Origin of the sequence: Yersinia aldovae ATCC 35236, from assembly GCF_000173735.1 — a bacterium.
Classification (GTDB): Bacteria; Pseudomonadota; Gammaproteobacteria; order Enterobacterales; family Enterobacteriaceae; genus Yersinia; species Yersinia aldovae.
Map to the genome: position 1 here is coordinate 13,569 of NZ_ACCB01000042.1, position 21,182 is coordinate 34,750.

A 21,182-nucleotide genomic window follows, 5' to 3' on the forward strand; every position below is an offset into this window, starting at 1 on the left:
ATGCAACGGCAAAGAGAATAGGGAAAATGTCAGTGACAACGTTAACGTTGGAGGATGCCCGCCGCATGATCGGCGACGTGTTTGTGTATCACATGCCGTTTAATCGCGAGTTAGGGCTGAGATTAACCCGTTTTGAGCAAGATTACGCTGAAATAACCTTCGATAATAATGACAAACTGGTCGGCAATATTGCACAGCGCATTCTGCATGGCGGTGTGATTGCCGCAGTACTGGATGTGGCTGCCGGGCTGGTGTGCGTAGGGAATAGCCTGGTGCGTCATGAACCCCTGATCCAAGAGCAACTGCAAATGAAGCTGGCTAAAATGGGCACTATCGACCTGCGTGTCGATTACCTGCGCCCTGGCCGTGGCGAGCATTTTATCGCCAGCAGCAGTATCTTACGCAGCGGTAACAAGGTGTCGGTAGCCCGAGTTGAGCTGCATAATGAAAGCCAAATGCACATTGCCAGCGCGACGGCGACCTATTTGGTTGGCTGATATGACCAACAGCGGTGATGATTCATAGCGCAAACTTAAGTACACTCACCGCATCACCTTTCTGGTTTCGAGCAACACCATCTTATGGATAAACAACGAACCCGTCAGGGCATTTTCTTTGCTCTGGCTGCCTATTTTATATGGGGCATTGCACCTGCTTATTTCAAACTCATCCAACAGGTGCCAGCGGATGAAATTCTGACGCATCGCATTATCTGGTCATTTTTCTTTATGCTGATTTTACTCACCGTCAGCCGCAATTGGCCGCAGGTGCGCAGTGCCATTCAAAATCGTAAGCGCCTGCTATTGCTGGCGGTAACCGCCGTATTGATTGCCAGCAACTGGCTGCTGTTCATTTGGGCGGTCAACCACAATCATATGCTCGAAGCCAGTCTGGGCTATTTTATTAATCCGCTGGTGAATGTGTTATTCGGTATGCTGTTTCTCGGAGAACGTTTTCGTCGTATGCAGTGGGTGGCAGTCTCGTTGGCCTTTGGTGGGGTGTTGATCCAACTGTGGCAGTTTGGTTCGCTGCCGGTGATTGGTTTAGGTCTGGCGATTACCTTCGCGTTATATGGCTTGATTCGCAAAAAACTGGGGATTGATGCGCAAACCGGTATGTTGGTCGAAACCCTGTGGCTATTACCCATTGCTGCGGTCTATCTGTTCTTTATTGCTGATAGCCCAACCAGCCACATGAGTGCCAATGCCTGGTCGCTAAACGTGCTGCTGGCAGCCGCAGGGGTGATTACCACGATTCCGTTGTTGTTCTTCACTGCCGCCGCCACACGCTTAAAACTGTCGACTCTGGGCTTCTTCCAATATCTTGGCCCAACATTGATGTTTATTTTGGCGGTAACCTTCTACGGCGAGACTATCGGCAACGATAAAATGGTGACTTTCGCCTTTATTTGGGCGGCATTATTGTTGTTCACACTGGATGCGCTCTATACCCAACGCAAGTTACGCGCTTAACAGTTAAAATGCTTAAAAAAACCCGATAACATTGAGTTACCGGGCTTTTTTATTCATCCATACCCTAAATAATTCGAGTTGCAGGAAGGCGGCCATTGAGTAACAAATCGGTCGGGAACCGATTTGAACAGCATTTATGCTAGCCCGCAGGGTGAGCCTCAAGGATGAGGCTCATTAATCCCCAGGAGCTTACTCAAGTAAGTGACTGGGGTGCACGAAAGCAGCCAACGCACATGCAGCTTGAAGTATGACGGGTATAAAGGTTAGAGCCAATTCTTGCGTTTGAAATAGAGATACGGTGCCAAACCCGCAATAATCATCAAACTGATCGCGCCCGGATAGCCAAATGACCAGCGCAATTCCGGCATAAACTCAAAGTTCATCCCATAACTTGAAGCCACCAACGTCGGCGGCAGGAACACCACCGAAACCACCGAGAAGATCTTGATGATCCGGTTCTGCTCGATATTGATAAAGCCCATCGCCGCTTGCATCAGGAAGTTAACTTTCTGGAACAGGGATTCATTGTGCGGTAGCAAAGATTCGATATCGCGCAACACTTCGCGAGCCTGTTCCAACTGACCACTCGGCAAGCGGGCTTTGCGCACCAGGAAGTTCAGCGCTCGCTGGGTATCCATCAGACACAGCCGGACTTTCCAGCCGATATCTTCCTGCTCCGCCAACGTGGACAGCGCAGCATCGTATTCATCGCCCTGCTGACCTTCCATAATGACACGACTCAGCGCTTCTAAATCACTGTAAATATTCTCTATTTCATCTGCCAACTGTTCAATTTTGGTTTCGAACAAGTCCAACAACAGCTCATAGGCGTTACCATCAACCAGCGTCTGGTTACGGGCGCGCATACGGTATAAACGAAATGCCGGTAGCTCACGCTCACGCAGCGTATAAAGGCGGCCATCGCGAATGGTAAATGCCACGGTCGAGTTGCCGGCGTGATCATCTGCATCTTCGTAATAGAAGAAGGAGTGGATATGCAGGCCGTCTTCATCTTCAAAGAACCGTGCGGAAGCCTCGATGTCGTCCAGCTCTGGCCGTGTTGCCAGACTTTGCCCTAATTCATTCTGGACGCGTTCTCGCTCCCCTTCTTCTGGCTCGACTAAATCGACCCAAAGTGAGGAGGTCAGGTCGTCTGATTCATCCAGCTCCAAACGGGATAAGCGATTGTTGCTTAATTTAAATGCGCTCAGCATGTGCCAAAACTCCCTTGCGGTGATGGATAGGGGATACGCATTGAAGCACAGAAACAGGTGAGTATTGATAAATACCGAATGTTTCAGACCATAAGGAGATCTGACTCACAGCAGCAGTTTAGCGGGGCTGCTGACAACCACGAAGGCTATCAGCAAATATGAGGATAGCCTTCGTGGTTGCACCCTATTAACAGGTTATTGAGCCAGTATCTACTGGGTGTGTCCAAGGCGAATGTCCTCATTAAGAATAGTGCGCGCATGTTACGCCGAGAAGAAAAAGTCTGTCAACCGGTTAAAAGGGGTTAATTCGTGAGCGCGATTCTCTATTCTGGTGTGTTGGATTTTTTCTCAGGTCAGGCGCTGTCATAAAGTGGGCAGAATCCACCGCCGCTCCCCTTATAACCTGGTGTTATTTACGCTAAATTAACGCTAGCCACTCTTAAGGATATTCAGCCAGAATGAAGCAAATTACCGTAAAATCTCTTGTTCAACTGAGCCAGCAAGCCCAGCAATCACCTCGTCTGCGGGCCAATCTCAATTTTCATCCGCAGCTCGGCGACACAATACAGCGCCTGGCGATTGCAATGGAACCGCAGACCTATGTTCGCCCTCACCGCCACCCCCACACTTGGGAACTGCTCACCGCCCTGCATGGCAGCTTTATTGTGCTGCTGTTTGATGAGGCAGGAAAGGTGATACACCGTGCGATATTGGGTCAGGAAACCGCTATTTTAGAGATCCCCGCCAATGTCTGGCATGGGGTGTTATCACTGGAAGCCGGTGCGGTCATCTTTGAGGTAAAACACGGCCCATACCAGCCTGTTGCCACTGAAGATTTTGCGAGTTGGTCGCCCGCAGAAGGTGAGGCGGAGGTCAGTAATATTCTGGCGTGGTACGGCGTTGCAAGTATGGGTGAGAACTATTCAGGCTAATGTGCCAGTAAAAAACAAAAAAAAACCGAAAGCCAGTTTCGACTTCGGTTTTGCTCATCCTGCATCTTCATTTAGCCAAAAATCGGCCAAACTCACACAGCAGGCTTTCCCTTTAGTATTGGCAAAATATCAACGCTTTATATTTTTAAACTGTTTGGTGGTGTCCGTTAGTGCAATTTCAGTCGGCAATCGTTCCATAGAACTTGCGCCATAGAAACCGTCACATTGCGGGCAATTATCCATGATGTATTGAGCATCTTCTGGAGAGGAGATTGGCCCGCCGTGACACAGCACAATGACATCTTCGCGCACTGCTTTTGCAGCAGCAGCCCATTCGTTAATCAGCGGTACGCAGTCCGTCAACTTCAGCGCGGTATCTGCACCGATATTGCCGCCAGTGGTCAGCCCCATATGCGGCACAATGATGTCGGCACCCGCTTGAGTCATAGCGACAGCATCAGCGGCGCTGAAAACATAAGGTGTGGTAAGTAAGTCCTTCTCGTGAGCCAGGCGGATCATATCCACTTCCAAACCATAGCCCATGCCGGTTTCTTCCAGGTTGGCGCGGAAGTTCCCGTCGATTAAACCAACCGTTGGGAAATTTTGCACGCCAGAAAAGCCTAGTGATTTCAGTTGATCCAAGAAGTGATCAAACTGGCAAAACGGATCGGTGCCGTTAACCCCAGCCAGTACCGGCGTGTGTTTGACCACTGGCAGCACTTCTTTAGCCATATCAACCACAATCTCATTAGCGTTGCCGTAGGCCAGCAAGCCTGCCAGCGAACCACGGCCCGCCATACGATAGCGGCCAGAGTTGTAGATAACGATTAAATCAATACCGCCTGCTTCTTCACATTTAGCAGACAGCCCTGTACCCGCACCGCCACCGATAATCGGCTCACGGCGGGCAATCATTTCCCGAAATTTGGCCAAAATGGCCTGGCGTTGAAATTTTGGCATGTCACTTCTCCAGATAGTTTATGGCCCTAAACCCGTCATACTTCAAACTGCATGTGCGTTGGCTGCCTTCACTCACCCCAGTCACTTACTCGTGTAAGCTCCTGGGGATTTACTCAGTTGCCGCCTTCCTGCAACTTGAATTATTTAGGGTGTAATTTGATGGGCTTTTTGCTATTTCTTTAAAGTTTTCGACCGCGACCTGAGCAAACTGTGGGTCATTAATATTGAACGGATAATGCACCAGGCGGCGTTTTTCGGTTTGGATCACAGTTTCTTGCAGTGTATGGATAAAGGCTTTTAGTGCTTTTTCATCCCAGAAGGGTTGGCCCGGCGCATCCAGCGCTGAAAATCCGCCCTCTGGAATTAAGAAACGCACTTCACCTTCGCAGCGATTGAGCTTTTCACCAATCCAGCGCGCCATTTCAATATTCTCTTGCTCGGTGGTGCGCATCAGCGTGACCTGCGCGTTATGTTTATAGAACAAGCGGTCGGCATATTTAGCCGGAATGGTTGCCGGACTGCCGAAATTGACCATATCCAGCGCACCACAGGAGCCAACATAAGGAATGTTGGTATGTGCGATGGCATCGAACCGCTCTGGCCCGCAGGCTAATACACCGTCAAACAGCAGGTCGCAGACTTCAGTGGTGGTCAGGTCAATGGCTCCGGCCAATAACCCGCTTTCAGCCAGCTTTTCCATTGCTTTACCGCCGCTGCCCGTCGCGTGAAACACCAGGCAGTCATACTCACTTGAAAGCTGTTCACTGACCGCCTGGATGCAAGGCGTGGTAACACCAAACATGGTCAAACCGAGCGCGGGTTTGTCATCCGTGGCACACTCTTCTTTGACAAATTCTTCTTGAGTAAAATAAACCGCACCGGCGATCTGATAAGCGGCATTGCTGAGTACACGGCGAGAAATACGGTTAAGTCCGGCAATATCCGTGACCGAATACATCATGGCGATATCACTGGCACCGATGTACCCGGAAACATCACCCGAAGCCATCGTTGAAACCATCAGCTTAGGAATACCGATAGGTAAGTTTTGCATCGCGGGGGTTATTAACGCCGTACCACCGGAGCCGCCCAAGCCTAGCAGGGCCGCTACATCGTCACGGCTGGCAAGAAAATGCTCAAAAGCCACCGCCATCGCATTTATCGCTCGCCCTCTATCACCACAGAAGACCGCCTGACGCCCGTCAGGGTGATGCCCTGCCACGGTTTCAGCGCTGATATCTGACTGACTGGCTCGCTTGCCTTCTTTGGTTGATAAATCAACCGTGACCGTCGTCAGGCCAGTGGCTTTAATTAATTTACTGACATAAGCCAGCTCTTCACCTTTGGTATCTGTGGTAGTCGCGATAAAAATATGACGAGGCATCTGAACATCCTTCTATGAATGCGGAATGTCACCAAAAATTTAAACAGCTCACCGTTTATTTCTAATCAACCATTAAAACAATTGTTTGTTTTAATGGGTTATCTTGTGTTCATTACCCTTTGACGATGAAGCGAACGGGTTAAGATAGAGTCATAATGAGACTAGAGTATCATCTCTGCAAAGGGTATTAGCTATAAATGAGACTGCCGTCTCATAACTTATATTGCTATAACACGCATTCATGGCGATTTGTGCAAACGGTTTGTTATAGTAAGAATAGATATAATCAACATACGACATGACTCATAAACCATGACTGTGAATAATCCAGATAAAAAGGAACGCGCCTCCCCATCATTAACCACTATCAGGGCCAGAACCCGGCGGTTACTGATTGACACGGCCATGTCGATGTATGAACAGGGCGCATTTCCATCAATAACTGAAGTGGCAAATGCGGCCCAGCTTTCCCGTGCAACGGCTTATCGCTATTTCGCAACACAAAGCGCGTTGGTTTCCGCGATGGTCGATGAAAGCCTTGGCCCGATATTGGCGTGGAAACCCACTCAGCCGGATGCCCGTCAGCGGATTGCTGAATTATTGTCTTTTGCTTATCCGCGGATGTTGCAACATGAAGGAGTGCTGCGAGCCGCGTTGCATTTATCGTTACAACAATGGGCCGATAACCGTAGTAATCCAAATAATGAAGAAAAGTTGGTGCGAGGCAATCGTAAGCTGTTGTTGAAACTGGCCGTCGAACCGCTGGAAGGAAAGTTGTCGCCAGAAGCGCTGCAACGAGTGATCCATGCTTTCTCGTTAATTTATGGGTCAGAAGTGTTTATGGTACTGAAAGATATCTGGCATTTGGACGATGCCGGTATTCAGGATGTGACGCAATGGATGGGTAAAGCGATTCTGTTGCAGGCTGAAACCGATGCAAAACAGGCGGCCCAAGATGAGAGCCGCATTAGTCAGTAATTCGGGTAAGTGAATGCCGCTAACATCGCTGCGGCGTCAAGGCCACGGGGTTTACCCAAAGTCATTGGCGTTGCAGCAAGGCAGCAAATGAACACATCCCGATGAGCTTACATAAGTAAGTAATTCGGGTAAGTGAATGCCGCCAACACCGCTGCGGCGTCAAGGCCGCGGGGTTTACCCAAAGTCATTGGCGTTGCAGCAAGGCAGCAAATGAACACATCCCGATGAGCTTACATAAGTAAGTAATTCGGGTAAGTGAATGCCGCTAACACCGCTGCGGCGTCAAGCCACGGGGTTTACCCAAAGTCATTGGCGTTGCAGCAAGGCAGCAAATGAACACATCCCGATGAGCTGACATTAGTCAGTGATTCGGGTAAGTGAATGCCGCTAACACCGCTGCGGCGTCAAGGCCGCAGGGTAAATTTAGACAGCCTCCAGCCGTGCGTAAGCCGCAACTAACCACTTAATCCCCTCGCCGGGAAAAGCAATCTGCAATCGGCTATGTTCGCCGCTGCCTTCGAGATTAACTACCGTGCCTTCGCCAAATTTCGGATGGCGCACCCGCTGCCCCAGTGAAAAGCCGCTGTCATTTTCGTTCATCGGCGTGCCCATTCTGCGATGATTCACCGGCCGGGAAACCGTGGCACGCAGTCGCACTTCTTCAACACACTCCTGCGGTAGCTCACCAATAAAACGCGAAGGCCGATGATTCACTTCTTTACCGTACAGACGACGACTCTCGGCATAACAGAGTGTCAGTTTCTGCATCGCACGGGTGACACCGACATAAGCCAGCCGCCGTTCTTCTTCCAGACGCCCGCTTTCATCCAGAGCCATCTGGCTTGGGAACATGCCCTCTTCCATTCCCACGATAAATACCTGCGGGAACTCCAAGCCTTTCGCAGAATGAAGTGTCATCAGTTGCACCGCATCCTGATAAGCATTAGCCTGCCCTTCACCCGCCTCCAGTGCGGCATGAGAGAGGAACGCCTGTAGCGGCATCAGATCCTGATCTTCATCCTGATAGCTGTATTGGCGCGTTGCCGTAACCAGCTCTTCAAGGTTTTCGACCCGCGCCTGACCTTTCTCACCTTTTTCCTGTTCGTACATCGACCATAAGCCCGAATCACGAATCACGCGGTCAGTTTGGACGTGCAGCGGCATATCGGCGGTTTCATTGGCAAGGGAGTCCACCAGCTCGACAAAACGTTGCAACGCAGAGGCAGCACGGCCTGCCAGCACCTTTTCCTGCAACATGGCGCGGGTTGACTGCCATAAGGTTAATTGGCGATCACGCGCGGTTTGGCGAATCACATCCAGCGTGCGATCACCGATACCACGGGTTGGGGTATTCACCACCCGCTCAAAAGCCGCATCATCATTGCGGTTGGAAATCAGTCGTAGATAAGCCAGTGAGTCTTTGATTTCCTGCCGTTCGAAGAAGCGCTGACCGCCATAAATCCGATACGGCATCGCGGTTTGCAGCAGAGCCTCTTCCAACACCCGCGATTGGGCGTTGCTGCGATACAAAATGGCGCAATCATTTAGCGCGCCACCGTTGTCCTGCCAGGCTTTGATGCGGTTAACCACAAAACGCGATTCATCTAACTCGTTAAATGCGCAATAGAGTGAGATAGGTTCGCCCTCAGCGCCCTCGGTCCACAGGTTTTTACCCATCCGCCCATCGTTATTGGCAATCAAGGTATTGGCGGCTTTCAGGATATTGCTGGTCGAACGATAATTTTGTTCCAATCGGATGGTTTCAGCGCCGGGAAAATCTTTCAGGAAGCGCTGGATATTCTCCACCTGCGCCCCGCGCCAGCCATAAATTGACTGGTCATCGTCGCCGACGATCATCACATTAGAGCGATCCCCTGCCAGCAGGCGAATCCACGCATATTGGATGTTATTGGTATCCTGGAACTCATCCACCAGAATGTTGGTAAAGCGCTCGCGATAATGATTCAGAATGTGCGGTTTGTTGAGCCACAGCTCATGGGCGCGCAGTAATAGCTCGGCGAAATCCACCAACCCGGCACGGTCACAGGCTTCCTGATAAGCCTGATAGATACGCAGCCAAGTGGCTTCTATCGGGTTACCGTAGCTCTCGATATGCTTAGGACGCAAACCTTCATCTTTCTTACCGTTGATGTACCACATCGCCTGACGCGGCGGCCACTGCTTCTCATCCAGATTCAGTGCCTTGACCAAGCGTTTTAATAGCCGCAGTTGGTCGTCGCTGTCCAGAATTTGGAAATCCTGCGGCAGATTGGCATCCATATGGTGAGCGCGCAGCAAGCGGTGTGCCAGGCCGTGGAAAGTGCCAATCCACATCCCGCCCTGACTGGTGCCAATCAGGTGTTCAATACGGTGGCGCATCTCTGCTGCCGCCTTATTGGTAAAAGTCACCGCGATAATCGAGTAAGGAGAGGCGTTTTCTACTGACAACAACCAGGCAATACGGTGAACCAGCACGCGGGTTTTGCCACTGCCTGCACCGGCCAGTACCAACAGGTTGCAGCGTGGCGCGGCCACGGCTTCGCGTTGTTTTTCATTCAGGCTGTCGAGCAGATCAGAAACGTCCATAGGCACCGTTTATCGGGTAAGGGAAAATGGCGAGTAGCCGGTTATCCGGGTATTTTGCCACCATTCCACTGTGAATTTATACAGATTTATTACGGGGATTATAGCAATGCTGTCAGGGAAGCCAACTGCGAAATCTCAATATGTGGCAGTAAACGGCTGTCACTGGCGGTCATCAGGCTTTGTTGGCGATCGTTAATCCAACAGGCCTGCATCCCACAACGTAGCGAGCCGGCCACATCGGTGGTCAAGTCATCACCGACATGTAAGATATTTTTCAGCGGAATATCCAGATGATTCGCCGCTTTATGGTACATATCGCGGAAAGGTTTGGCACGACCATGCGGGCCGGAACGCAGCACGAACTGGAAATAGCGGTCCAGGCCACAGGCTTTAGGGTCAGCATTGCCATTGGTGATAGCCACCAGTGGATAGTGCTCAGCCAGTGCGCTCAAGGTGTCGTGTGTCGCCGGTGGCACATAAATACGGCTACGCCATAGGGCAAAGTTTTCCATTGCCGCATCGGCCCCAGATTGCGCTTCTGACTTGCTCAAGCCATGTCGAATCAAACCTAGCTCGATGGCATACCAACGCCACTGAGTGACATCGTGGTAAATATCCGGGTCTTGTTGCAGTAATTCACGGCGAAAATGCTGGAAATCTGCCGCCTGCAATTGCGCCAAATTAGGGTGGTATTGCTGCAAGAATGCCACAGACTCTTGCTCTGTTCGGGTGATCACCGGGCGATTGTCGTACAGGGTGTCATCCAAATCGAAGCTAATGGCGGAAATATGCTCAAGTGGACGATAAAAATGCATCAGGATTTGCCTCGTTTGGCCCGTGGATGAGCGGCATCATACACTGTTGCCAGATGTTGAAAATCGAGATGAGTATAAATTTGTGTGGTGGTCAGATTAGCGTGGCCTAATAGTTCTTGTACCGCGCGCAAATCACCGCTGGATTCCAACATATGAGTGGCAAAAGAGTGGCGCAGTTTATGCGGATGAATATGGCTGCTGACACCCTGCTTTACGCCCCATTCGGCAAAACGTTTTTGTACATTTCGCGCCGAGATGCGTTTGCCGGTATTGGCTAAAAAGATGGCATCATCCTGTGGCTCAAATAGTTCACGCAGCTCCAGCCAGTGCGCTAACCACTTCACTGCGGTTCTGCCGATCGGCAGTTTACGCTCTTTACTGCCCTTCCCCATAACCCAAACTTCACCACTGGCTAAATCTACGTGTTTGCAGTTCATACCGACCAACTCAGATAAACGCAACCCCGCGCCGTACATCACTTCCAGCATCGCACGGTCACGCACTGCCAGCGGGTCGTTCAAATCGATATCCAGCAGCTTATCGACTTCATCAACATCAATATTCTTTGGTAAATGACGGCCTGAACGTGGGGTGCTGACCCCCCTGGCAGGGTTAGCTTGCAGTACGCCCTGGCTGACCATCCAGTCAAGAAAACTGCGCAATGCCGAAAGCCGCAAAGCCAGGCTGGAGGCGTGCAAACCGGCGCGTTTACTGCGGGAAACCAGCGAACGCACCTGAGCGGCGTCTAGTGTTTGCCAGTGCGCCAACCCCATCTGTTCACCCAACCCCATCAGCGCCTGTAACTGACGCCGATAGCTGGTGATAGTCAGCGGGCTAAGTTGGCGCTCAACTTTGAGGTAACGCAGGAAAGCCTCAACCTGTGGGGCAAGTGAGGCACTAAATTCGGTCATATCGGCTCAACCCAACGCTCCAGCAGGCTTGGCAAAAACGTCGATAACTGCTCCAGCATCACGGTGCCCATGCCCTGCTGATAATGCTGCATATCGCGGCTACTGAAGATAATAACCCCCTGTTCACCATTGTTGCCCAGTAATGACAGCGCTACCGAGCCAACCTGCTTCGCCTGAGGCAATAACAGCAATAATTCCGAACCGTTCAAACTCCCCAAATAGTGGTTGTTACTTCCCAACCGTTGAATGCGCAGCGGTTCAAAAGCGTGACGGGAGAGTGCCAGATGGGTGAAATCAGACGGCGCGCCGATATGCCAGCGGTCGCTGAATAAGCGAACATGAGCACCAGACAGACCGAAATCTCTGGCCCAACGCTGCAAACGGTTGAGTAGGTCTTGCAGACTGCTGGCCGCCGCCAGATTGTTTTGCAGTTGCAACAAACGGTTAAACAGCACTTCGTTCAGGCCCGCCTGCTCCATCAGCAAGGTTATCTCTTCTTCCAACTGACCTATCTGGTTACGTTGACGCCCCAGTTGCCATTCCACCAGTGAGACTGTGCCTCTAACCGGATGGGGAATATGCATCTGTTCAACCAAACGAGCATTGCGGATAAAGAAGTCGGGATTTTGCAATAAGTACTGCATCACAGCATCGTCGTCTAACTCGATACCCGCTAGCGCCTGCTCCTCAGAACTTTTCATGTCACACCCGTCATAATGAATATTTATACCCTAAATAATTCGAGTTGCATGAAGGCGGCAACTGAGCGAGTCCCCAGGAGCTTACATAAGTAAGTGACTGGGGTGAACGAAGGCGGCCAACACACATGCAGCTTGAAGTATGACGGGTATACTATAGATGAATGAAGCCATCATACACATGGGTTGCCGGCCCGGTCATATACAGCGGATGACCCGGCCCTTTCCAACTAATATGCAAACTGCCGCCCGGCAACTCAACATGAACCTCTTCGCTCAATAGCTCTTGTTGAATCCCAACCGCCACTGCCGCGCACGCACCACTGCCACAGGCTTGAGTTTCACCCGCGCCGCGTTCATACACCCGCAAACGGATATGCTCGCGGCTAACCACCTGCATAAAGCCAATATTGGCGCGCTCAGGAAAACGCTCATGGCTTTCCAATACTGGCCCCAGCAATGCAACGTTGGCAACCGAAACATCATCAACCTGCATGACACAATGTGGATTGCCCATCGAAACCACACCACACAATACCGTGTGTTCTGCCGCACGAAAGATATAGGTTCTCTCCGCTTTGATCGCTTTGAAAGGCACTGTTTGCGGATCAAAATTAGGTTCACCCATATTGACGCACACCAGTTCATCTTCTGTGACACTCAAGATCATGCGACCGGTTTGGGTGCTCACACTGATTTCACGTTTATTAGTGAGTCCTTTCAGCCGCACGAAGCGGGCAAAGCAGCGTGCGCCATTACCACACTGGGAAACTTCGCTGCCATCGGCATTAAAAATACGGTAGTGAAAGTCCAGTTCAGGATCATAAGGCGGTTCTACCACCAACATCTGATCAAAGCCCACGCCAGTGTGCCGGTCTGCTAATCGACGGATTAACTCCGGCGAAAAGTAAACATTTTGGGTAACTGCATCGACAACCATAAAGTCGTTGCCAAGACCGTGCATTTTGGAGAACTGCATTTCAAACTCCGCTGACTTTCATTTACTGGCTAAATTCGGTACTGGCAAATTCGGTGTTGGCTAATGTCGGTACTGATTTAATCTGGCTGTGATAAGCGCAATTACTGCGGCCCGGCGATAGATTTTGTCTGGTTCTTACCTGACACATCCTGCTGGTTTTTCTCTACCTGACCACTATCCGGTTGCGCGGTTTCTACTTTTGGTTTGTCCGCCGGTGGGAAATATAATGGACCTTTCAGGCCACAACCGGTAAGTGCAAGTACCATCATCGCAGTCATCGGCCAACATAATTCTTTTTTCATTTATTAATACCTGTGTTTCATGCGCCCAAGGTCTCTATAATCGCAGGTGGATCATGAAAAGCAATAGGAATTGAATATGAACGATAGCGAGTTTCATCAGTTAGCCGATCAATTGATGCTTTATATTGAAGAGACACTGGATGGTTTTAGCGGCGATAGCGATATCGATTATGAAACCAATGGCGGGGTGATGACCCTGACATTCGAAAATGGCAGTAAGATTGTTATCAACCGCCAAGAGCCACTGCATCAGGTATGGCTGGCGACTAAAGCAGGTGGTTACCATTTCAATTATCGTGAAGGGCACTGGTATTGCTCACGCAGCGGCGAAGAGTTCTTCGCCAAATTATCGCAAGCGGCTAGCGCGCAGGCGGGTGAAGAGGTGAGTTTTATCTAGTCGCATGCGGCTTCAAGGACACAAGTCATTCCCCAAAGTCATTGGCGTTGCAGGTAGGCTGCCAGCAAACGCATCCCGATGAGCTGACTCAAGTCAGTGATTCGGGTAAGAGGGCGCAGCTAACACCCCTGCGGCTTCAAGGACACAGGTCATTCCCCAAAATCATTGGAGTTACAGGTAGGCTGCCAGCAAACGCATCCCGATGAGCTGACTCAAGTTCAGTGATTCGGGTAAGAGGGCGCAGCTAACACCCCTGCGGCTTCAAGGACACAGGGGAAATTAATGTAACTGCAACTGCTGCACAGGCTGGCTTGGCTCTTTGTCGACAATATATAGATGGGATAACGTATTGCTGCGAAAAGGAATGACTTGTGTGCGGCCATCTAGCTGCACAATTTGGTAGAACTGCGGCAAGTTGAAGTTGATAAAGCTGGAGCCGTAAGTAAAGCGGTCATGGGAAGATGAGTAGAAACGGCTAACATCGCGCACCAACTCCTCTTTACTGCCCTCGCAATGGTGATAAACCTCAACACGGTTTGACTCATCCAGAATATAAATATTAAAGCCTTTTTCATCTGCGGTGCCTTCGAAGAAGAACTGAATAATCCCCTCGCTGGCAAAGCCATCCACGACCGGCGGCAGATGAATCTGATCAGTTTCAACTTGAATCGATAACCCATGCAGTTTGTTATTCGAGATAGCGCCATAGAATTCGACGGCATTTTCCAATTTCTGCACCGACACACTCAGGCGTTCAAAGAACAAGCCCCACGTCTGTCCGGATACACGTACCGCTTTGAAGCGGCCCGGCTCCTGACGGGTGCTGGATAAACGCAATTCAATACACTCAGAAACCAACTGCTGAATGCGGGTACGAATCAAACCCCGTAAATGCTGGCTATAGCAGAACACATCCACAGACTCTGGCGGTGCCGCATCTTGATGCATTTTGCCTAAAATGGTTTTCAGGGCCTCCAACACCGCCTGCTCACCGCTGAAATGCAGCGTGCGCACTTCATTCCATGAGTTGCGATACAGTAAATCGATACTGCCCACCAAACATTGCTGCTGCTCGCCAAAACTAAACACATCCAGCTTACGGAAATCGAAGTGCACCACCTGATTGCGGAAGGCCGCAGTTGGGTCGTTTTCCAAATTGACGATAATCGCCAAATGGCGAATCTCACACGGGCTGTACAGCGCTTTAGGTGTCGGAGCAGGCAGGCGCAGTGGGAAATGCTGAGAAATGTCGGTCACCAGCTCTTGCAGTTTGGTGGTATCGCACAGATTGGCGCTCTTGATATGCAAGCGCGTCTTGCTGGTCAATAAACCATTGAAATAGGCCCAAGACACCAGTTTATTGAGATAACGGTTATATTCCAGCGGCTGATGGCTGACGATAGCCTCCATCGACGGTGCCTGATTATACAAATACCAGCCCGCGCGGTTGGCACGCCCTGCCGGAACATGAATAAAGGTCAGGTGCTCTTCCGATAAATCTGGTGAAATCTGCGGGTTAACCAGCGTCACTTTACCCGGCAGCGCTTCAAAAGCGGCGTACAGTTTGCGGGTCAACACCCCGATATCCTGCGGGCTGGCACTGACACTCAGGTTGTTACGGCGAGCGAAGCGGATCAGGTTACGATAGCTTTGCATCATCGCATCCAACAGCTCGTTATGCGCCTCACGCACCCGTTCAATCTTCCAGTTGGCGCGATTATCCAGCACCGCCAGACTCTCATCGCTCCAACCCCATTCACTGACCAGTTGGCTGAGGATTTCACGCCGCCAGCCTTGGCTTGCTGGCGTGCGAGACAGCTTTTCGCACACTTTTAGATAGAAACAACGGCGCACCAGATTCAGACGGGTGGTGTCATTGATTTGAGTCAGATAGCGGGTAACGCGATCGAGCATCATGCAGTAAGCATCAAGGCCGAATGACACAATTTCACCCACATGTAAGCGCTGTTTGATTTCCATCGCCAATAGTTGGGAATTCGGGTATTCCCAGGAATAGGCTTCGAGCAGCAGGGTTTTCAGCACCGCTTTATACGGCGAATCAATACTTTTATACAACTGCCACAAGCTGGCACCAAAATACTCTTCGGCTGACAGAGTACTTAAGCCGCCCAGATCCAGCCATTCATTCGGCGTCAATACGCCCTGCGCATATAGCGACAGCACGTAATCATCGTAATTCGCTTCTTCGTCAACTGGCACCATATTCCACAGAATACGCTTCCCAGCCAGACGAACCGCGCTACGGTAAAACTCATCGAGTAACAAAATATGTTGGGTGGAACCGCAATCTTCACCGCCCAAACTGCCGCTGGCATTATGGCGGAAGCGGTTTTCATCAATCAGGAAGAAGCTGACCTCAACACCCATTGATGCACCCCATTTCTCTAACAGGCTACATTTCTGCTGTAAGCGATTACGCTCTTCAGTGTCCAACCACGCCTGATGGCACACCCAAATATCCAGATCCGAGGTATGACACTGCCCAATAGAGGAGGTACTGCCCATCGAATAGACGCCAGTAATCGGCAGTTCGCCACCGACACTCGGTTGCAAAGGCTCGCCCCACTTGGCTTCGACTTCGGCAAGATACTCTTGTTGGATTTCATTTGGCGTGAAAAGGCAGACACCGTGGGGAACGTTACCATCAAGGTAGCCCGGCATCAGTGGATGATGACAATGTAATAGGGTTGGCAGCAGACTGTAGACCTTTTGGAAGGCTGGCCCCATGGCCGCCAAGGCGCGATCGACTCGTAATTGGTTGATCGCATCCAGTCGCTGTTTTAGTGTCTCGATGTAGAGGTACAAGACGTCTCGCCTGGTTGTTCCGGTGCTTAGAATTGTTCCGGTGCTTAGAAAAAAACCCGTGTTCCCGATTCGCTTATGGCTTTTTTTGACTTTCAGCGAAAATGTACTTTTTGTTGAACTGACCAAAAAACATTTTGTTTGAAGACATTTTGTTTGAATTACAGTTAACGAATTATTGCTGGAAACGTGATCAATCTAACACCTTGCCGATTGACCGTAAAGCTATCCCTACAATTGTCACGTCTATGTATACCCTTCTTACTTGGCGTGCATTTGTTACAATAGTGGCTTTATTATGCTGTTGCCCGTTCTGTTCATGTGGCTGTCTCACTGACAGCCTTCACCGGTCGATGGTAGGATGGTTCGCAAAACATAAAAACGGTAACAAGCAATGTTAGACAAAATTATTCGAATTGCCACACGGCAAAGCCCGCTCGCCTTATGGCAAGCACATTATGTTCAACATTTACTGCAAGCCAATCACCCTGGCCTGCAAGTCGAGTTGGTCCCGATGGTCACTCGTGGCGATATCATTTTGGACACGCCACTGGCAAAAGTCGGTGGCAAGGGGTTGTTTGTCAAAGAATTAGAACTGGCACTGCTGGAAGGGCGGGCGGATATCGCCGTTCACTCCATGAAAGATGTGCCGATCGCTTTCCCTGACGGGCTGGGGCTGGTCACCATTTGCGAACGCGATGATCCGCGCGATGCTTTTGTGTCATCACACTTTGCCCATCTGGATGACTTACCGGCGGGCAGCATCGTTGGCACTTCCAGCCTGCGCCGTCAGTGTCAGTTGCGCGAACGCCGCCCAGACTTGGTTATCCGTGATTTGCGCGGTAACGTGGGCACCCGCCTTGCCAAATTGGATAAAGGCGAATATCACGCCATTATTCTGGCCGTCGCGGGGCTTAATCGTCTCGGGCTGGAAACACGTATCCGTTATGCCATGCCAGCCGAGGAGTCTTTGCCTGCGGTCGGCCAAGGGGCGGTCGGGATCGAATGCCGTCTGGATGATGATTTTACCCGCCAACTGCTGGCCCCACTCAATCATCGCGATACAGAATTACGGGTGCTTGCCGAGCGCGCCATGAACACCCGTCTTGAAGGCGGCTGTCAGGTACCCATCGGCAGTTATGCTGAATTAGACGGCGATACCTTATGGCTGCGTGCGCTGGTCGGCGCACCGGATGGCAGTGAAATTATTCGCGGTGAACGCCGAGGGCCGGTGGCCAATGCCGAGCAAATGGGGATTGAACTGGCCGATGAGCTGCTATCACGGGGCGCTCGGGAAATATTAGCCGACGTTTATCAGGATAACCCTCCGCTATGACGATTCTGGTCACCCGTCCGTCCCCCGCTGGGGAACAGTTAGTCAGTCGCCTGCGTGCGCTGGGGCGGGTTGCCTATCATGCGCCGTTGATCGATTTCTCTCCCGGCGATGACCTGCCAAAACTGCCAACTTTACTGCACGATATGCAGGCGGGTGACCTGGTTTTTGCCTTGTCGCAAAATGCTATCCGTTACGCTAACCCGCTGTTAAAAAGAAATAACCTGTCATGGCCTGCACAGTTATCTTATTATGCTATTGGCCGTACCACCGCCTTGACGCTGCATACTGCCAGCCGCTTGCATGTCACCTTCCCCCCAACGGGAGAAACCAGCGAGATGCTATTATCATTGCCCGACCTGCAACAACTGACAGGTAAGAAGGCACTGCTATTGCGCGGCAATGGTGGGCGGGAGTTGCTAGGTGAAAGCCTTGCCGAGCGCGGTGCGTCAGTAACTTTCTGTGAATGCTACCAACGCAGCCCCATCTATTATGATGGCAGCGAACAAAGTGCTCACTGGCAACGTGCTGGCGTCGATATGCTGGTGATAACCAGCGGTGAAATGTTACAACAGATCTATACTTTAGTTCCTGATTACTATCGTTCTTCTTGGTTACTGCGCTGCCGCCTGATAGTTGTCAGTGATCGTATTGCTACTCTGGCAGCCCAAATGGGCTGGAGTGATATCCGGGTGGCAGAGAATGCCGATAACGACGCGCTGATCCGCGCGCTACAAGACTCTCAATAAACCTGAAACCTGACTATGGGATGCCCAATATGACGGAACAAAATACCCCATCCGCGCCAGTGGAAGAGACAACCACCGCGGTTGAGAGGCACCAACAGCCAGAACCTAAAGGCCACCGGGGAAACGCACCGGTCCTATTCTGGGAGCCATTGCTATTGCATTGGCCATCGCGCTGGGTGCCGGGCTTTATTATCACGGACACCAGCAGGCTCAGTTACAAAATGCAGCCAATATCGCACTACAAGAGCAATTAGCCGCGCTGAAACAGAGTCAGTTGCAGGAAAAACAGCAACTTGAATCATTATTACAACAGCAAGGCAAAGCACTGGAAGCGGCAGACCGCCAGCAAACATCACTCGCGCGCCAACTGAATGAGTTGCAAGAAAAAGTTGCCACCATTTCAGGAAGTGATGCCAAAACCTGGCTGCTGGCACAGGCTGATTTTCTGGTAAAAATGGCTGGCCGCAAATTGTGGAACGATCAAGATGTCACCACTGCCGCCACATTACTGAAAAGTGCGGATGCCAGTTTGGCGGATATGAACGATCCGAGCCTTATTGATGTGCGACGTGCATTGACGGAAGATATCAGTACCCTTTCTGCCGTCAGTCAGGTGGATTTTGACGGGATCATCCTGAAGCTGAATCAGCTATCCAATCAAGTAGATAACCTGCGTCTGGCGGATAACAATACCGATGACTCACCGATGGACGCCGACAGCGATGAGCTATCCAGTTCCCTCTCTGAATGGCGTCAAAACCTGAGCAAGAGCTGGCACAGCTTTATGTCTGACTTTATTACTATTCGCCGCCGTGATAGCACTGCCGAACCGCTGCTGGCACCGAATCAGGATATTTATCTGCGTGAGAATATCCGCTCCCGCCTGCTGGTGGCCGCACAAGCCGTTCCTCGCCATCAGAATGAAGTTTATAAACAATCTCTTGAGATCGTTTCCACTTGGGTTCGCGCCTATTTTGATATCGATGACCCAAGCACTAAAGCTTTCCTTGATGAGCTGGAAGAGTTAAGCCAACAGTCAATATCGATGGACATGCCTGATCAATTGAAAAGCCAGCCCATGCTGGAAAAATTGATGCAAACGCGGGTTCGCAACTTACTGGCACAAGCGCCTGTTAGCGCTCAAGGGGAATAAGTATGCTACGAGTCTTACTGTTATTCCTCATTCTGACCGCCGGGATCGTACTTGGCCCAATGCTGGCTGGGCATCAGGGTTATATGCTTATCCAGACTGACAACTATAACGTCGAGACCAGTGTGACCGGGCTGGTCATTATGCTGGTGCTATTTTTGGTTACATTCCTGATTATCGAATGGATACTGCGCCGTATTTTCCGCACCGGAACCCGTACTCGTGGCTGGTTTATGGGGCGTAAACGTAGCCGTGCGCGTAAACAGACCAAAGCGGCGCTGATCAAACTGGCTGAAGGTGACTTCAAGCAAGTTGAAAAGCTGCTAACCCGCAACGCGGATCATGCCGAGCAACCGATGGTTAACTACCTGCTGGCGGCAGAAGCGGCGCAGCAACGTGGTGATGAATTCCGCACTAACCAATATCTGGAACGGGCCGCAGAAGTGGCGGATACCGACCAACTGCCCGTCGATATCACCCGTGTACGCATTCAGTTGGCGCAAGGGCATATCCATGCCGCACGTCACGGAGTTGATCGCCTGTTGGACCAAGCTCCGCGCCACCCCGAAGTGCTACGGCTGGCTGAGCTTGCTTATCTTCGCTCCGGCGCTTACAGCTCGCTGCTGGAAGTATTACCCGCAATGGGCAAGGTACAGCTCCACACCGCGGAGGAACTCGCAGCACTGGAGCAACAAGCTTATATTGGCATGATGAATCAGTGCATGGCAGAAGAAGGCAGTGATGGCTTGAAGCGCTGGTGGAAAGATCAAAGTCGCAAAGTGCGTAATGAGATCCCATTGCAAGTGGCTTTAGCAGAACATCTGATTGAGTGTGACGATCATGATGTGGCCCAGCAAATCATTCTCGACAGCCTGAAACGCCAGTACGATGAGCGTCTGATACTGCTGATCCCGCGCCTGAAATCAGGTAATCCAGAGCCGTTGGAGAAATCATTACGCCAACATATCAAACAGCACGGAGCAACCCCGCTACTCAATAGCACCTTGGGCCAACTGATGTTGAAACATGGCGAGTGGGAGAAGGCGAGCGAAGCCTTTAAAGCCGCACTGGCACAGCGCCCAGACGGTTATGATTACGCATGGCTGGCTGATGCCTGCGATAAACTGCATCGCCCTGAGGATGCGGCTCAGGCGCGCCGTGAGGGGTTATTGCTCACACTACGGCAGAATGGTGAATCACTTTGATGGTACACAAGTCAATCTATGAGCCAAGGGGCAACCGCACCTAGGGGCACTTTGGCGACTTACCTACTTGTATTTGAAACGAAAAGTGACCCAAACGGCACGTTTCCCCTTGGTTCAGCTTCATTAGTCATATAAAGGTGAGGACAGGCAGAGGAGTAAAGCGTCCGCGCCAGGGATGGCGGGGGTTGAGCCTACAAGGATGTATTGACGGCGTCTTTACGGTCTGCCTGTTTTCACCACTGCTGGCACTTTGTCATTAACCTCAGGCTCCTACGGGAGCCTTTTCTTTGCCCC

General features: G+C 51.0%; 18 protein-coding genes and 1 pseudogene. 9 read left to right on the forward strand and 10 right to left on the reverse strand.

Annotation, left to right across the window (positions count from 1 at the left end; all coding sequences use genetic code 11):
• Nucleotides 1-26: 26 nt before the first annotated feature.
• Both YALDO0001_RS16090 and rarD read left to right on the forward strand, forming a co-directional pair.
• Entirely contained in the window at nucleotides 27-497 is a 471-nt protein-coding gene (locus YALDO0001_RS16090; protein ID WP_004704593.1) for a thioesterase family protein, read from the forward strand.
• Between the two features lie 84 nt (nucleotides 498-581).
• Nucleotides 582-1,472, forward strand: coding sequence for an EamA family transporter RarD (gene rarD / locus YALDO0001_RS16095; protein WP_004704594.1), 891 nt, complete (start codon nucleotides 582-584; stop codon nucleotides 1,470-1,472).
• A gap of 263 nt (nucleotides 1,473-1,735) precedes the next feature.
• On the opposite strand, the gene corA is transcribed toward rarD, so the two are convergent.
• On the reverse strand, nucleotides 1,736-2,686 hold the full coding sequence (gene corA, locus YALDO0001_RS16100; protein WP_004704595.1) for a magnesium/cobalt transporter CorA: 951 nt from the start codon (nucleotides 2,684-2,686) through the stop codon (nucleotides 1,736-1,738).
• Nucleotides 2,687-3,144: 458 nt separating this feature from the next.
• Between corA and YALDO0001_RS16105 the strand changes: the two genes are divergently transcribed.
• On the forward strand, nucleotides 3,145-3,618 hold the full coding sequence (locus YALDO0001_RS16105) for a WbuC family cupin fold metalloprotein (RefSeq protein ID WP_004704596.1): 474 nt from the start codon (nucleotides 3,145-3,147) through the stop codon (nucleotides 3,616-3,618).
• Nucleotides 3,619-3,747: 129 nt separating this feature from the next.
• Here the strand turns inward: YALDO0001_RS16105 and YALDO0001_RS16110 are convergent, their stop codons facing one another.
• Together YALDO0001_RS16110 and YALDO0001_RS16115 are read right to left on the reverse strand one after the other, a co-directional pair.
• Nucleotides 3,748-4,578 carry a phosphoenolpyruvate hydrolase family protein gene (locus YALDO0001_RS16110; protein ID WP_004704597.1) on the reverse strand — a complete coding sequence of 277 codons (831 nt, stop codon included), beginning with the start codon at nucleotides 4,576-4,578 and terminating at the stop codon, nucleotides 3,748-3,750.
• A gap of 109 nt (nucleotides 4,579-4,687) precedes the next feature.
• Entirely contained in the window at nucleotides 4,688-5,962 is a 1,275-nt protein-coding gene (locus YALDO0001_RS16115) for a Tm-1-like ATP-binding domain-containing protein (protein WP_004704598.1), read from the reverse strand.
• Between the two features lie 312 nt (nucleotides 5,963-6,274).
• Here YALDO0001_RS16115 and YALDO0001_RS16120 point away from each other — a divergent pair, with 312 nt between their 5' ends.
• A complete protein-coding gene (locus YALDO0001_RS16120; RefSeq protein ID WP_004704599.1) occupies nucleotides 6,275-6,940 on the forward strand; it encodes a TetR/AcrR family transcriptional regulator in 666 nt (221 codons plus the stop codon).
• Nucleotides 6,941-7,363: 423 nt separating this feature from the next.
• Here YALDO0001_RS16120 and uvrD read toward each other — a convergent pair whose 3' ends face one another.
• From uvrD to lptM, 6 genes are all read right to left on the reverse strand, one after another.
• Nucleotides 7,364-9,526 (reverse strand): DNA helicase II, encoded by a 2,163-nt coding sequence (uvrD, locus tag YALDO0001_RS16125; RefSeq protein WP_004704600.1) that lies wholly within the window; start codon nucleotides 9,524-9,526, stop codon nucleotides 7,364-7,366.
• Between the two features lie 98 nt (nucleotides 9,527-9,624).
• A complete protein-coding gene (gene yigB / locus YALDO0001_RS16130) occupies nucleotides 9,625-10,341 on the reverse strand; it encodes a 5-amino-6-(5-phospho-D-ribitylamino)uracil phosphatase YigB (RefSeq protein ID WP_042547209.1) in 717 nt (238 codons plus the stop codon).
• Nucleotides 10,341-11,252: a tyrosine recombinase XerC gene (gene xerC, locus YALDO0001_RS16135; RefSeq protein WP_071986420.1), complete on the reverse strand. Its 912-nt coding sequence runs from the start codon at nucleotides 11,250-11,252 to the stop codon at nucleotides 10,341-10,343. The genes yigB and xerC overlap by 1 nt, the downstream gene beginning before the upstream one ends.
• Entirely contained in the window at nucleotides 11,249-11,953 is a 705-nt protein-coding gene (locus tag YALDO0001_RS16140; RefSeq protein WP_004704602.1) for a DUF484 domain-containing protein, read from the reverse strand. The genes xerC and YALDO0001_RS16140 overlap by 4 nt, the downstream gene beginning before the upstream one ends.
• Before the next feature lie 151 nt (nucleotides 11,954-12,104).
• On the reverse strand, nucleotides 12,105-12,929 hold the full coding sequence (gene dapF, locus YALDO0001_RS16145; RefSeq protein ID WP_004704603.1) for a diaminopimelate epimerase: 825 nt from the start codon (nucleotides 12,927-12,929) through the stop codon (nucleotides 12,105-12,107).
• A 101-nt stretch (nucleotides 12,930-13,030) separates the two neighbouring features.
• Nucleotides 13,031-13,231, reverse strand: coding sequence for an LPS translocon maturation chaperone LptM (lptM, locus tag YALDO0001_RS16150; RefSeq protein ID WP_004704604.1), 201 nt, complete (start codon nucleotides 13,229-13,231; stop codon nucleotides 13,031-13,033).
• 76 nt (nucleotides 13,232-13,307) lie between these two features.
• On the opposite strand from lptM, the gene cyaY reads away from it, so the two are divergent.
• Nucleotides 13,308-13,628 (forward strand): iron donor protein CyaY, encoded by a 321-nt coding sequence (cyaY, locus tag YALDO0001_RS16155; RefSeq protein ID WP_004704605.1) that lies wholly within the window; start codon nucleotides 13,308-13,310, stop codon nucleotides 13,626-13,628.
• Between the two features lie 279 nt (nucleotides 13,629-13,907).
• On the opposite strand, the gene YALDO0001_RS16160 is transcribed toward cyaY, so the two are convergent.
• Entirely contained in the window at nucleotides 13,908-16,454 is a 2,547-nt protein-coding gene (locus tag YALDO0001_RS16160; RefSeq protein ID WP_004704606.1) for a class I adenylate cyclase, read from the reverse strand.
• Nucleotides 16,455-16,845: 391 nt separating this feature from the next.
• On the opposite strand from YALDO0001_RS16160, the gene hemC reads away from it, so the two are divergent.
• The 4 genes and pseudogenes from hemC to hemY all read left to right on the forward strand — a co-directional run bounded on the left by hemC (nucleotide 16,846) and on the right by hemY (nucleotide 20,888).
• Complete coding sequence (gene hemC, locus YALDO0001_RS16165) at nucleotides 16,846-17,787, forward strand: hydroxymethylbilane synthase (RefSeq protein ID WP_004704608.1); 942 nt, start codon at nucleotides 16,846-16,848, stop codon at nucleotides 17,785-17,787.
• A complete protein-coding gene (gene hemD / locus YALDO0001_RS16170) occupies nucleotides 17,784-18,533 on the forward strand; it encodes a uroporphyrinogen-III synthase (RefSeq protein ID WP_042840300.1) in 750 nt (249 codons plus the stop codon). The genes hemC and hemD overlap by 4 nt, the downstream gene beginning before the upstream one ends.
• A gap of 29 nt (nucleotides 18,534-18,562) precedes the next feature.
• A pseudogene (gene hemX / locus YALDO0001_RS16175) lies at nucleotides 18,563-19,686 on the forward strand (uroporphyrinogen-III C-methyltransferase).
• A gap of 2 nt (nucleotides 19,687-19,688) precedes the next feature.
• Complete coding sequence (gene hemY, locus YALDO0001_RS16180) at nucleotides 19,689-20,888, forward strand: protoheme IX biogenesis protein HemY (protein ID WP_004704611.1); 1,200 nt, start codon at nucleotides 19,689-19,691, stop codon at nucleotides 20,886-20,888.
• Nucleotides 20,889-21,182 lie beyond the last annotated feature (294 nt).